Here is a 13104-nt window from a genome sequence, read left to right as displayed (position 1 = left end):
ACGGCACCGACGCACCGGCGATCAGGCCTCACGACACCGACGCACCGGCGTCCAGACCCGGCAGGAGCGATGCGAAGCCGCTCGGCAGTTCGCTCGGGATCCGGGTCGGGAAGCCCGACGGAAGCCGGGTGGGCAGCTCGCTCGGCAACCCGGAGGGCAACCCGGTGGGCAACTCGCTGGGCAGCTCGGTCGGGATGCCGAAGGACGGCGCGGGAGTGCGGCTCGTGCTCCCGCCGGACGGCTTCTCGTCCGGCGGGTCGTCCCTTCCCGATGCCATCAGCACCACGAGGGACACGGCTGCGACGGCAGCGAGCACGGCGAGCAGGATCAGCAGCGGATTCCGGCGCCGGGCAGGCCGGGGCGGATGCGGAGGTACGGGCGGCAGGGCCATACGGACAGAGTCACCGCGCACCCCTCGGACCGGGAGGGGCGCACGGAAGCTGATGCGGACTCATGGCGTGGATCGCATGATTCCGCGGCACGACAGGGCCCGTCGGCCGGCCGGTGTGACCGGACGACGGGCCCTCGCGCGCGTGGCTCAGCCGCGTACCCCCAGCAGATGGTCCATCGCCAGCTGGTCCAGCTGCTCGAAGGCCATGCCGCGCGCGGCGGCCGCCTCCACGTCGAACGCCTCGAACGCCGAGCGATCCGCGAGCAGCGCCTGCAGGCCGTCCGCGGCGGTGGGCTGGGCCAGCTCGTCCAGACGGGCCGCGCGCAGCGCCTCCTGCACCTGCGGATCGGCGCGGAAGGCGGCGGCGCGCTCCTTGAGGATGAGGTAGTTGCGCATGCAGCCGGCCGCCGAGGCCCACACGCCGTCGAGGTCCTCGGTCCGCGGCGGCTTGAAGTCGAAGTGGCGGGGGCCGGAGTAGCCGGCCGACTCCAGCAGGTCGACCAGCCAGAACGCGGCCCGCAGGTCGCCTGCGCCGAAGCGCAGGTCCTGGTCGTACTTGATGCCGGACTGGCCGTTGAGGTCGATGTGGAACAGCTTGCCCGCCCACAGGGCCTGGGCGATGCCGTGCGGGAAGTTCAGCCCGGCCATCTGCTCGTGACCGACCTCGGGGTTCACGCCGTACAGCTCCGGACGCTCCAGGCGCTCGATGAAGGCCAGGGCGTGGCCGACGGTCGGCAGCAGGATGTCGCCGCGCGGCTCGTTCGGCTTGGGCTCGATCGCGAAACGCAGGTCGTAGCCCTGCGAGGTGACGTACTCGCCGAGCAGGTCGAAGGCCTCCTTCATCCGGTCCAGGGCCGCGCGGACGTCCTTGGCGGCACCGGACTCGGCACCCTCACGGCCGCCCCAGGCCACGTACACCTGGGCGCCGAGCTCGACGGCGAGGTCGATGTTGCGGATGGTCTTGCGCAGGGCGTAGCGGCGCACGTCGCGGTCGTTGGCGGTGAACGCGCCGTCCTTGAAGACGGGGTGCGTGAAGAGGTTGGTGGTGGCCATCGGGACCTTCATGCCCGTGGCGTCCAATGCCTGCCGGAAGCGCTTGACGTGGTTCTCGCGCTCGGTGTCGCTCGAGCCGAACGGGATCAGGTCGTCGTCGTGGAAGGTGACGCCGTGCGCGCCCAGCTCGGCCAGGCGCTGCACCGTCTCGACCGGGTCCAGGGCCCGCCGCGTGGCGTCGCCGAAGGGATCCCGTCCCTGCCAGCCGACGGTCCACAGGCCGAAGGTGAACCTGTCCTCGGGGGTGGGCTGGAAGCTCATGCCGCGGCTCCTTGCTCGCTGAGGCTATTTCGTCATGCCGATTTACAAATTAGTATGCGGGCATCTCTCTGGGAAGAGACAAGGTGCCTCCGAACGGGGTCACGTGCCGCGCGCAGTAGGGAGAAGCCGATGTCAGCAGCCGAGGGTCCGCTCGTCGTCGGTGTGGACTCGTCCACCCAGTCCACCAAGGCGCTGGTCGTCGACGCATCCACCGGCCGGGTGGTCGCGAGCGGCCAGGCGCCGCACACGGTCTCCTCCGGAGCCGGGCGCGAGAGCGATCCGCGCCAGTGGTGGGACGCACTGTGCGAGGCCCTGCGCCAGTGCGGGGAGGCGGCGCACGAGGCCGCCGCGGTGTCGGTGGGCGGGCAGCAGCACGGACTCGTCACGCTGGACGGCCGGGGCGAGCCGGTGCGGCCCGCCCTGCTGTGGAACGACGTGCGTTCGGCTCTCCAGGCCCGCCGGCTGACGGAGGAGCTGGGTGGAGCGAAGTTCTGGGCCGAACGCACCGGAAGCGTGCCCGCGGCGTCGTTCACGGTCACGAAGTGGGCCTGGCTGGCCGAGCACGAGCCGGAGGCGGTCCGTGCCACGAAGGCCGTGCGCCTCCCCCACGACTACCTCACCGAGCGGCTCACCGGGCAGGGCACGACCGACCGCGGCGACGTCTCCGGGACGGGCTGGTGGGCCTCCGGGACGGAGACGTACGACGAGGAGATCCTGGCGCACGTGGGTCTCGACCCGGCCCTGCTGCCGCGGGTGGTCCGGCCCGGCGAGGTGGCGGGTACGGTGCGCGACGGCCATGACCTGCCGTTCTCCCGGGGCACCCTGGTCGCACCCGGCACCGGGGACAACGCCGCCGCCGCACTCGGCCTCGGGGTGCGGCCGGGCGTGCCGGTGATGAGCCTCGGCACCTCGGGCACGGTGTACGCGGTGTCCCGGCGGCGGCCTGCCGACCCCAGCGGCACGGTCGCGGGTTTCGCCGACGCCCGCGGCGACTGGCTGCCCCTGGCCTGCACCCTGAACTGCACGCTCGCCGTGGACCGCGTCGCGACGCTGCTGGGCCTGGACCGCGAGGCCGTCGAGCCCGGCACGGCCGTGACGCTCCTGCCCTACCTGGACGGCGAGCGCACCCCGAACCTGCCGAACGCCTCCGGCCTGCTGCACGGCCTGCGCCACGACACGACCGCGGGCCAGCTGCTCCAGGCCGCCTACGACGGTGCGGTGCACTCCCTGCTCGGGGCTCTCGACCTGGTCCTCGACGGGGACGCGGACTCCTCGGAACCGCTGCTGCTGATCGGCGGCGGCGCCCGGGGCACCGCCTGGCAGCAGACCGTGCGGCGGCTGTCCGGACGTCCCGTGCAGGTGCCCGAGGCCAGGGAACTGGTCGCGCTCGGTGCCGCCGCCCAGGCGGCGGGGCTGCTCACCGGGGAGGACCCGGCGGCGGTCGCGCGCCGCTGGGACACGGCGGCCGGGCCGGTGCTCGACGCCGTCGAGCGGGACGAGGAGACGCTGGCCAGGATCGCCGGGGTACTCTCCGACGCGGCTCCGCTGCTGGAGCGGCCCACCGACACCCACTGAGGACTGGCGTCAGGCATGACCGCACCGCTGCACGAGGCCCGCCCCGCCGGACCAGGACGCGCACTGCCCGACACCCAGCAGGGCATGCGCCGCCGCAACCTCGCCCGTGTCCTGCACACCGTCAGCGCCGAGGGGCCGCTGTCCCGGGCCGCCGTCGCCTCGCGGATCGGCCTGACCCGGGCGGCGGTCTCGACGCTGGTCGACGAGCTCATCCGCTCGGGGCTCCTCGAAGAGCTGGGGCCCGAGCGGCCCGGCCGGGTGGGACGGCCCGGTTCCGCGCTCGCCGTCAGCGGACGCGGTCCGGCCGGCATCGGCGCGGAGGTGGGCGTCGACCATCTCGCGGTCTGCGCCGTCGACCTGCGGGGAACGACCCGGTCGCGGGTGACACGGCAGGGAGCGAACCGCGGCCGCTCAGCTCAGCCCGTGCTCGCGGAGCTCACCGACCTGATCCAGCAGGTCGTCGTCGAAGCGGAGAGCGAGGGCTTGTATCCGGCCGGACTCGCCGTGGCCGTGCCGGGACTGGTGGGGCGCGACGCCCGGACGGTCGTGCGCGCCCCGAACCTCGGCTGGCACGACATCGACCTCGGCCCGCTGCTGCCCGCGGACATCCCACTCACCGTGGACAACGAGGCCAACTTCGGTGCCCTCGCCGAACTCTGGCTGGGTGACGGCACTCCTCGGGACTTCCTGCACGTCTCGGCGGAGATCGGTATCGGCGCGGCGGTCGTGGTGGACGGCGTGCTGCTGCGCGGAACGCGTGGTTTCGCGGGCGAGTTGGGACATGTGCCGGTCCGGCCGGACGGGCCGGAGTGCGCCTGCGGCGGGCGGGGCTGCCTGGAGCAGTACGCCGGTGAGGAGGCCGTGCTGCGTGCGGCCGGTCTGGAACCCGGCGAGGACCGGGTCGGGCTGCTCGCCGGGCGCGCGGGCGAGGGAGACGAGGACGTACGCCGTGCCCTCCACGACGCGGGTAGGGCGCTGGGCGTGGCCCTGACCGGGGCGGTCAACCTGCTCGATCCGGAGAGCGTGGTCCTGGGCGGGGAACTGTCCGGGCTCGCGCCCTGGCTGCTGCCCTCGCTCCGGGACGAACTCGCGCGCCGGACGGCAGGTCCCGCCTGCCCCGTGTCCGTGTCGCGACTGGGCCCTCAGGGGCCGCTGCTGGGGGCCGCTCATTCGGTGGTGCGGGCAGTGCTGGACGACCCGGCGGCGTTCGCGGGACAGGCCTGAAACGGCGCGTCACCGCCGGTCGCAGACAGAGCTCCGCCTGCACCGACCACCCGACCGGGTGAGGGAGTTGTCCACAACCGGGGGCCCGTCCACCGAATCATGCCGCTCACTCCGGGCCGGCCGCAGGGCGCCGTAACTTGATCACGCGGGCCGCGCCCACCAGGGCCGCAGCTCCGTGCAGTCGAGCAAGAGACACCCATGTCGAGCCCGAAAGGCACCCACCCATGCCACGGACCACCCTTCTCCCCAGCAGGCGGGGCATCCTCGCGGGCGCCGCCCTCGCCGCCCTCCCCTCCGCCCTGCTCTGCGGCTCCCGGGCCGACGCCCGGCCCCGGGTCGTCGATCACCCCGGAGCGGCCTGGCGACCGGCGAGCCGCGGCAACTACACGCCGTCCCACCGCCCACGGGCCCATCCGTTGCGCTACGTGATCATCCACGTGGCGCAGACGACCTACTCCGGCACCCTGTCCGTCTTCCGCAACCCCGGCAACAAGGTGTCCGCGCACTACGTGGTGCGTTCCTCCGACGGGCGGGTCGCGCAGTGCGTGCGCGAGTCCGACATCGCCTGGCACGCGGGAAACTGGGACTACAACACCCGCAGCATCGGCATCGAGCACGAAGGCTGGGTCGACCGGCCCGGATACTTCACCGACGTCATGTACGAGCGCTCGGCCCGGCTGACCGCGGCGATCTGCCGACGGTACGGCATCCCGAGGAACCGCGCGCACATCATCGGCCATCACGAGGTCCCGGGAAGCGACCACACCGACCCCGGCCGGCACTGGGACTGGAAGCACTACCTCAGACTCGTCAAGGCGGCCTGAGAGCCCGGCTCGTCAAGTCCGCCCGAAATGCCGGATGTTCCCCCGGCCGCCCGCCTCACGTCCCGGTTACGAATCGCTCAACCCCTGGTTGCCGAGCGATGAGCAGGCGACGATGGGGCCATGACTCTGGCCCAGCGCGCCATGGAGCGCCTGCAGGCCTGGCCCGACCTCAAGGCGGGCCCGGCGAGTTGCGGTACCGGAAGGGCGCTTCGTTCCGCCCGTGACGAGATCGTCCACTTCCACTCCGCGCGGGACGTGGACCTCCACCTCACCCGCCGGGCCATACAGCGCTTCCACTACGATCTCGCCGGTTCGAGCGCGATCCACCTGCTGCCCGGATCGTGCTGGGTGACGGTCCACCTCGACTGCGAGGCCGACGTCGATCTGCTGCTGAGTCTGATGAGCATCGCCCTGAAAGCCCACCAGACGCCGCCCGCCGATGACGACGGACCGCGGCTCGCCGGGTGCAACTTCCACCGGGTCACGGTGCTGCCGCGTGACACCGTGGCGGGCGGCTGAGCCTTGGGGGGAGAACCGGGGGCGGAGGCAGCCAACGCCGAGGCGTGGGACGCGTACGGAGCACACCATCTGCGTCGGGGCACGGCGCTGCCCGAGGCGACCAGGATCGACTGGGGGTTCGCGGGCGGCGGCCCCGGGAGCGAGGTTCTCGGGGAGTTGACGGGCCGGCGGGTGCTGGATCTCGGCTGCGGTCCGGCCCGGCACGCCGCTTATCTGGCAAGGGCCCACGGGGCGCTGGTGGACGCGGTCGACGCCTCGTCGGGGCAGTACGAGCGGGCCCGCGCCCGCTACGACTCACTGCCCGGGCTGCGGCTGGTCCTCGCCGACGCGGTGGAGCACCTGCTCACGGCCGAGCCGTACGACGTCGTCTACTCCGTCAACGCCGTCCCGTACATGGATCCGCACCGGCTGCTGCCCGCCCTCGCCGGAGCGCTCAAGCCGGGTGGCACCTTCTGCTTCACGGTGCTGCACACCAACAGCCGGGGTGACGGGCCGTCGGACCGGGTCTCGGCCCGGCCGGAGACCCTGCGGCTCGCGGGTGGCGGTGAGGTCACCGTCCACATGTGGGTGCTCGCCCCGGAACTCTGGACGGCGCTGCTGACCGAGTACGGGTTGCGTGTGGAGGGGATCGATGTCCTCGACGCCCCGGAGGACGGCAACAGTGCCTCCTACCGGCTCTTCCGGGTGACCCGACCCGTCCGGGTCTCATCCCGGCCACGCGTCGACAGGCCACCGCCCGCGCATGCCGCGATCGGCGTGGGAGCCATCGTGTACGGGCCACGGGGGCTGCTTCTGGGCCGGCACCGGCGCGGGACGTGGGAGCTGCCCGGCGGGACGGTGGAGCCCGGGGAGTCGTTGCAGGGGACGGTCGTCCGCGAGCTCGGCGAGGAGACGGGGCTCGCGGCGCGGCCCGAAAACGTCCGGTTGCTCGGGACGCTGCTGGACGACGCGGGAGGTGTCGTCCGTATGACCGTGGCCGCCCGGGTCACCGCCTGGCGGGGTGAGCCGTCGGACCAGCCCGGGGAGAGCGTGGGCAGCTGGCGGTGGTTCGCACTGGACCGGCTGCCGGATCAGCTGTTCGTGTGCAGCGCGCAGGCCCTCACCCTGTGGCGGCCCGGGCTGCCGATCGATCACACGCCGGCGCATGTCACGCCGTTCGGCACCGGAACGGGGGACGGCTGAGGCACCCGGAGGGGTGCGTTTTTTCAGCCGTTCCCGCGTAGTGCGCGCTCAGCCGCCCTGCCGGACCGCGCCGTCTGGTCCACTGCCTCCGAGGGTCCCGACAGTTGACGAGGCATCAGGGGGCACGATGGCAGGTCGTCGCAGACGGTGGGGAGCAGGCAGATCGGCACTGGCGTTTCTCACGGCGTTCGCCGCACTGGCCGGTGCGGGACTGGCGGGGGCGGCTCCGGCCGGCGCCGTGCAGAAGGGCGGCCGGGTCGCGCCGGGCGTGACGTACGAGGAGTTCGACATCGAGGCGGCGAAGGGAGTGACGCACGCACATGTGCTGAGGGTCGACCTGGGCGACCCCCGGGTCAGGGTCGACCTGCTGCACCCGGGGGCCGTGGCCGCACGCGCGCGGGTCTCGGCGATGGCGGACACCCAGGGCGCGGTCGCCGGTGTCAACGGCGACTTCTTCAACATCACCGAGACACAGCATCCGGGCGTGGAGGCGACCGGCGCGAGTGTGGGTCCGGCGATCGCGTCCGGGCGGACGCTCAAGGCGGCCGTGCCGGTGGGGCAGCGTTTCGGGCCGGAGCTGCCGCCCGGCACGACCACCGAGGAGGTCTTCGGCGTCGGCACCGACGGACGGGCGCGGCTGGACCGGCTGACACTGGCCGGTTCGGTCCGTACGGCCGAGGCCCGGTTGCCGCTCGGCGGGCTCAACCAGTACGCGCTGCCGGTGGGATCGGTCGGAGCCTTCACCTCCGAGTGGGGCAGTGTGTCGCGGGTGCGCGCCACCTGCGGCACGGACACGGACCGCGCCGCGCCCTGCAGCGAGGACACCTACGAGGTGACGGTCCGCGACGGCATCGTCGTCTCGGCGGCCGACGCTCCCGGCGGTGGCCCGATCGCCGCGGGCACCACCGTGCTGGTCGGCCGGGAGGCGGGCGCCCAGCAGCTGCGCAAGTTCTCCACCGGTGAACGGGTCGAGGTCGAGCACAGCCTCGTGGCGGCGGCGGACGGCGTCGCGTACCGGCTCGCTCTGGGCGGCTACCCGGTGCTCTCGGGCGGGCAGCCGCTGCCGGGGCTCGACGACACGGCCTCGGCCGTCCGTACGGCCGTGGGGATCGCCGACGACGGGCGCCGCGTCGTGCTCCTCGCGCTGGACGGCGCCGCCGCCTACCGCAGCGGCCTGACCATCGCCGAAGTGGCCACCACGATGCGCGGCCTCGGCGCACAGGACGCCTTCAGCCTGGACGGCGGCGGTTCTTCGACGCTGGTCGCGCGGAAGCCGGGCGCGAGCACGGTGACCGTGCGCAACCACCCCAGCGGCGGCGCCGAACGCCTCGTCCCGAACGGCATCGGCGTGTTCTCGGGGTGAGTTCAGGGCCGCAGACCGCTGACGATCTCCGCGGTGGCCGTGAGGCCGCTGTGGATGGTGGGGGCGAGGCTGGTGCTGGCGAGATAGAAGCCGAGCAGCAGGCAGACCAGCGCGTGGGAGACCTTCAGCCCGCCGTTGCGCAGGAAGATCACCGCAAGGATCGCGAGCAGCAGCACCACAGAGATGGAAATGGCCATCGTCAACTCCTCCGCCACGCCGTCACGTCCGGTTCACGGCGTTCGGCCGCAAGTGTGGCGTAGCGGAGGGTTCGTCCGGGCGGCTGAGCTGTCCGCCGAACGTGTGGTGTCCTGCTGTCGCGCTAAGCAGCCCGCCGGGCGTCGAGGAACGCCTCCAGGCCTGCGAGGTCGTCGGTGTTGAGGTGGTCGACGCCGGCGGCGAGCAGTTCGGCCCACACCGCGTCGCGAGCGGGTCCGGCCAGGTCCGGGGTGGCCCAGAACCGCACCCGCTGCCCGCGCTCATGGGCGGCGCCGGTGATGCCTCGCAGCGTGCGGCGCTCGGCTTCGGGGAAGGGGCCCGCGCCCTGCCAGGTGAAGTTGAGCGTCCAGTTGTCGCTGATCAGCGGGAGGAAGGAGGCCGGGGCCGGGCCGCCGAGGTCGGCGAGGCGGCCGTCGTAGAAGGCGCGCCGGACGGTCTGGGCCTCCATGGGCGCGCGGGCCGCGCGGTCGCCGGAGACCACGGCGGTGACCGGGCCGCGGTGGACACGGCCGTGGGCGTACGTGGTGAACAGGTGCTGGTAGTCCCGGAGGTGGCGGTCGAGTGCGCGGTACGTCGAGGCGCCCTCGGTCTTGATGTCGATGAGCAGCTGCAGCGAGCCGCGGGTCCCCCGGTACACCGAGCCGTGGTGGGCCCGGACGCGGGCGGCGAGCGGGGCGAGGTAGAGGGATCGGAGGGTGCGGGACGGGTCGAGGTTCTCCGGGTCGTGGCCGACGAGGAGCTGGTCGCCCACGAGGTGGATGTCGGCCTCGACGCTGCCGAAGCGGTGGTCGAGGGCGTCGAGCAGCGGGCGGTGGTGCTCGTAGTCGTTGTGGGCGTGGGCGCGCCACAACGGGCGGGCCCGGCACACGCGTTCCCCGGCCGCTGCCGGGCCGGCGGGGAGCGCGATCGAGCCCGCGAGGGCCGCGCCGAGGGTGGTGAGGGCCGTGCGACGAGTGGTGAGGGCCATGCTCTGCCTCCCTGGAGATGCCGTACGGGAACCCTGTGAGTATGGGTCCCGACGGGCTCAAGGAGCAGGTGTGTGTGCGGAGTTGGCCGGACTGCCGCCCTGCGTTCACTTCACCCGGCCGAGGGCGCGCGAAAGGCCCGCCCCTGCCGGGACGGGCCTTTGCTGGTTCTCCGGGGCCGTGGCCCGCGGTCGGCGAGACGGACGTCAGGGGGCCTGGAGGCCGACCAGTGCGGCCAGGGCTTCCCGGTGAGCGCCCGGCGTGCCGTAGGCGATCGAGTCGGCCTTGGCGCGTTTGAGGTAGAGGTGCGCGGGGTGCTCCCATGTCATGCCGATGCCGGCGTGCAGTTGCACGGCCTCCTCGGCGGCGTGCACGGCCACGGGTGCCGCGTACGCCTGGGCGACGGTGACGGCCACGTCGACGTCCTCGCCGTTCGCCAGGGCGTCGGCGGCGTTGCGGGCGGCGGCGCGGGCGTTGACGACCTCCAGCCACACCTGGGCCAGCCGGTGCTTGATCGCCTGGAAGCCGCCGACGGGCCGGTTGAACTGCTTGCGTTCCTTCAGGTAGCGGACGGTCTCCGTGAGCGTCCACTCGGCCAGGCCGAACTGCTCGGAGGCCAGCAGTCCGGCGCCGGCGCGCAGGGCCCGGCGTACGGCGGGCTCGGCGTCGCCCAGCAGCCGGCCCGGCGCCCCGTCGAGGGTGACGGTCGCCAGCGGCCGGGTCAGGTCCAGGGAGGTCCGGGGCGAGATGGTCGCGGCGGAGGCGTCGACCGCGTACAGACCGCCGTCGTCGGCGGGCACGAGCAGCACGTTCGCCACGGCCGCGTCCGCGATGCCGGTGAGTTCGCCGCGCAGCAGACCGTCCTCGTGCCGGACGACCTTGTAGGCGGCGTCCGGCGCGACGCTGAGGGAGACCGCGAGGACGCCGATCGTCGCCCCGGTCGCGAGGTCGCGCAGGAGGTCGTCGGTGCCGCAGGCCAGCAAGGCCTCGGTGGCGACGACCGCGCTCGTCAGATACGGCACGGGCGCGACCGCGCGTCCGAGTTCCTCCAGCACCACGGCGGCTTCGCGGTGGGTGGCGCCCTGGCCGTCGAGTTCCTCGGGCACCAGCAGACCGGCCAGGCCCATGCCCTCGGTGAGGGCCTTCCACAGGGCCAGGTGGTGCGGGGTGTCCGACTCGGTGCGGGCGATGACGCCGGGTGCGTCGCACTGGTCGGTGAGCAGGTCGCGGACCGCGGCGCGCAGCGCCTCTTCCTCTTCCGAGTACAACAGGTCGCGCTCGTTCTTCACCGGGCCAGGTCCTTCCATGCGACGTCCTTGTCGGTGCGCGGTTCGGCGGGCAGGCCGAGGACGCGCTCGGCGACGATGTTCAGCAGGACCTCGCTGGTCCCGCCCTCGATGCTGTTGCCCTTGGAACGCAGGTAGCGGTAGCCGGCGTCGCGGCCGGTGAAGTCGACCAGTTCGGGGCGCCGCATGGTCCAGTCGTCGTAGAGCAGGCCCTCCTCGCCGAGGAGTTCCACCTCCAGGCCGCTGATCTCCTGGTTGAGGCGGGCGAAGGCCAGTTTCATACCGGCACCCTCGGGGCCGGGCTGGCCCGCGACGAGCTGCTGGCGCAGCCGCTCCGCGGTGAGGCGGGAGACCTCGGACTCCACCCACAGCTTCAGCAGCCGCTGGTGCAGGTCGTGGGTGCGCAGCTCGGGCCGCTCACGCCAGGTCTTCGAGATCGGGCCGATCATGCCGCCCTCGCGGGGCAGCCGCATCCCGCCGATGGCCACGCGCTCGTTGTTCAGGGTGGTCTGCGCGACCTTCCAGCCCTCACCGACCGCGCCGAGGCGGCGTGAGTCGGGGATGCGGACGTCGGTGAGGAACACCTCGTTGAACTCGGCCTCGCCGGTGATCTGCCGCAGTGGCCGCACCTCGACGCCCGGGTCGGTCATGTCGCACACGAAGTACGTGATGCCCCGGTGCTTGGGGACCTCCGGGTCGGTGCGGGCGATGAGGATCGCCCAGCGGGCCACATGGGCACTGGACGTCCAGACCTTCTGCCCGTTGACGACCCAGTCGTCGCCTTCTCGTACGGCCCGGGTGCCCAGCGCGGCGAGGTCGGACCCGGCGCCCGGCTCGCTGAACAGCTGGCACCAGACCTCCTCGCCCGTCCACAGCGGCCGGAGGTAGCGCCGCTTCTGCTCCTCGGTCCCGTACTGGAGGATCGTCGGCGCGGCCATGCCGAGGCCGATACCGATGCGCCGCGGGTCGTTGTCGGGCGCCCCGGCGGCCTCCAGCTCGGCGTCCACGACGGCCTGGAGGGAACGGGGCGCGCCGAGTCCGCCGAGGCCCTCGGGGTAGTGCACCCAGGCGAGTCCGGCGTCGAAGCGGGCCCGCAGGAAGTCCAGCCGGCCGGTGGTGGCGGGCGGGTGGGCGGCCAGCAACTCCCGGGTGCGGCTGAGCAGTTCTTCGGTGCCGGTCATGCTGCCTCCTCCATGACGACCGCGATCCGGCCGGTGGTCACCCCGTCCGCCACCTTCTGCACGGCGTCCGCCGCCCCGCCGAGCGGGACGCGTTGGCTCACCAGCGGCTTGATCGCGCCACGGGCGGCCAGCTCGGTGAGCTGTTCGTGGCAGTGCTGGACCAGCTTGGGGTTCTTGGTGTTGTACAGGCCCCAGTGCAGGCCGAGGATCGAGTAGTTCTTCACCAGGGCGTGGTTCAGGCCGGGGGCGGGGATCGTGCCGCTGGTGAAGCCGACGACGACGATCCGTCCCTCGAAGGCGACGACCTTGGTGGACTGCGCGTAGGCCTCGCCGCCGACCGGGTCGTAGACGACGTCGGCGCCCCGGCCGCCGGTGGCCTCCTTGACGGCGGCGACGACGTCCTCGGAGCGCCGGTCGATCACGACGTCGCAGCCCAGCTCGCGGGCGACGGCCGCCTTCTCGGAGCCGCCGACGACACCGATGACGGTGGCGCCGGCGGCCTTGCCGAGCTGCACGGCCGCGCTGCCGACCCCTCCAGCGGCAGCGTGGACGAGCAGGGTCTCACCGGCTTCCAGACCGGCCCGGCGGTGCAGACCGAACCAGCCGGTCTGGTAGCCGATGTGCAGGGCCGCGGCCTCGGCGTCGTCGAGGGCGTCCGGCGCGGGCAGCAGCGCGGCGGCGTCCGCGACGGCGTACTCGGCGAAGCCGCCGTGGGGCAGCGCCGGATTGGCGATCACGCGCCGGCCGTCCTCGGTCTCGCCGCAGATCTCCACCCCCGGGGTGAACGGTAGCGGCGGCCTGACCTGGTACTGGCCGCGGCACAGCAGGGCGTCCGGGAAGTTGACGTTGGCCGCGCGCACCTTCAGCAGGACCTGGCCGTCACCGGGGACGGGCGGCTCGACGTCGTGGAGCCGCATCACCTCGCCCGGTTCGCCGTTCTCGTGCACTTGCCATGCCTGCATCGGGGGCCTCCACGGGGGACTGCTTCGTCTGACCGGGGTCGGTTCGCATACTAAGCGGTCGCTTGCCCATCAGGGAACAGTCTCCGGCAAAGTCCCGCGCAG

The 13104-nt window shown here is 73.1% G+C and carries 13 protein-coding genes; 6 read left to right on the top strand and 7 right to left on the bottom strand.

Going from position 1 to position 13104, the window contains the following annotated elements; genetic code table 11:
• Nucleotides 1-28: 28 nt before the first annotated feature.
• A complete protein-coding gene (locus tag ADK65_RS30915; RefSeq protein ID WP_053674290.1) occupies nucleotides 29-391 on the bottom strand; it encodes a hypothetical protein in 363 nt (120 codons plus the stop codon).
• Between the two features lie 147 nt (nucleotides 392-538).
• The gene (gene xylA / locus ADK65_RS30910; protein WP_053674289.1) at nucleotides 539-1705 is read right to left on the bottom strand and encodes a xylose isomerase; all 1167 of its coding nucleotides are present in this window, start codon (nucleotides 1703-1705) and stop codon (nucleotides 539-541) included.
• A gap of 129 nt (nucleotides 1706-1834) precedes the next feature.
• Between xylA and xylB the strand changes: the two genes are divergently transcribed.
• The 6 genes from xylB to ADK65_RS30880 all read left to right on the top strand — a co-directional run bounded on the left by xylB (nucleotide 1835) and on the right by ADK65_RS30880 (nucleotide 8392).
• On the top strand, nucleotides 1835-3280 hold the full coding sequence (gene xylB, locus ADK65_RS30905) for a xylulokinase (protein WP_053674288.1): 1446 nt from the start codon (nucleotides 1835-1837) through the stop codon (nucleotides 3278-3280).
• A 15-nt stretch (nucleotides 3281-3295) separates the two neighbouring features.
• Complete coding sequence (locus ADK65_RS30900; protein WP_053674287.1) at nucleotides 3296-4504, top strand: ROK family transcriptional regulator; 1209 nt, start codon at nucleotides 3296-3298, stop codon at nucleotides 4502-4504.
• A gap of 224 nt (nucleotides 4505-4728) precedes the next feature.
• Nucleotides 4729-5328 (top strand): N-acetylmuramoyl-L-alanine amidase, encoded by a 600-nt coding sequence (locus ADK65_RS30895; protein WP_053674286.1) that lies wholly within the window; start codon nucleotides 4729-4731, stop codon nucleotides 5326-5328.
• Nucleotides 5329-5448: 120 nt separating this feature from the next.
• A complete protein-coding gene (locus ADK65_RS30890) occupies nucleotides 5449-5847 on the top strand; it encodes a luciferase family protein (protein WP_053674285.1) in 399 nt (132 codons plus the stop codon).
• A gap of 3 nt (nucleotides 5848-5850) precedes the next feature.
• Nucleotides 5851-7029, top strand: a complete 1179-nt coding sequence (locus ADK65_RS30885) for a bifunctional class I SAM-dependent methyltransferase/NUDIX hydrolase (protein ID WP_053674284.1) — start codon at nucleotides 5851-5853, stop codon at nucleotides 7027-7029.
• 127 nt (nucleotides 7030-7156) lie between these two features.
• Nucleotides 7157-8392: a phosphodiester glycosidase family protein gene (locus tag ADK65_RS30880; RefSeq protein WP_053674283.1), complete on the top strand. Its 1236-nt coding sequence runs from the start codon at nucleotides 7157-7159 to the stop codon at nucleotides 8390-8392.
• Between the two features lie 2 nt (nucleotides 8393-8394).
• Here ADK65_RS30880 and ADK65_RS30875 read toward each other — a convergent pair whose 3' ends face one another.
• From ADK65_RS30875 to ADK65_RS30855, 5 genes are all read right to left on the bottom strand, one after another.
• Nucleotides 8395-8589: a hypothetical protein gene (locus tag ADK65_RS30875; protein WP_053674282.1), complete on the bottom strand. Its 195-nt coding sequence runs from the start codon at nucleotides 8587-8589 to the stop codon at nucleotides 8395-8397.
• A gap of 122 nt (nucleotides 8590-8711) precedes the next feature.
• Nucleotides 8712-9575, bottom strand: coding sequence for a phosphatidylinositol-specific phospholipase C/glycerophosphodiester phosphodiesterase family protein (locus ADK65_RS30870; RefSeq protein WP_053674281.1), 864 nt, complete (start codon nucleotides 9573-9575; stop codon nucleotides 8712-8714).
• Between the two features lie 204 nt (nucleotides 9576-9779).
• Nucleotides 9780-10880 (bottom strand): acyl-CoA dehydrogenase family protein, encoded by a 1101-nt coding sequence (locus ADK65_RS30865; RefSeq protein ID WP_053674280.1) that lies wholly within the window; start codon nucleotides 10878-10880, stop codon nucleotides 9780-9782.
• Nucleotides 10859-12040: an acyl-CoA dehydrogenase family protein gene (locus ADK65_RS30860; protein ID WP_053674279.1), complete on the bottom strand. Its 1182-nt coding sequence runs from the start codon at nucleotides 12038-12040 to the stop codon at nucleotides 10859-10861. Before ADK65_RS30860 ends, ADK65_RS30865 begins: the two co-directional genes overlap by 22 nt.
• Nucleotides 12037-13002, bottom strand: coding sequence for an NADPH:quinone oxidoreductase family protein (locus ADK65_RS30855; RefSeq protein WP_053674278.1), 966 nt, complete (start codon nucleotides 13000-13002; stop codon nucleotides 12037-12039). Before ADK65_RS30855 ends, ADK65_RS30860 begins: the two co-directional genes overlap by 4 nt.
• Between the last annotated feature and the right edge of the window lie 102 nt (nucleotides 13003-13104).

The sequence above is a fragment of the Streptomyces sp. NRRL B-1140 genome (genome assembly GCF_001280065.1).
Lineage (GTDB): Bacteria > Actinomycetota > Actinomycetes > Streptomycetales > Streptomycetaceae > Streptomyces.
The sequence above is the reverse complement of the archived record's forward strand: the minus strand, read 5'-3'. Positions and strand labels throughout refer to the sequence as shown.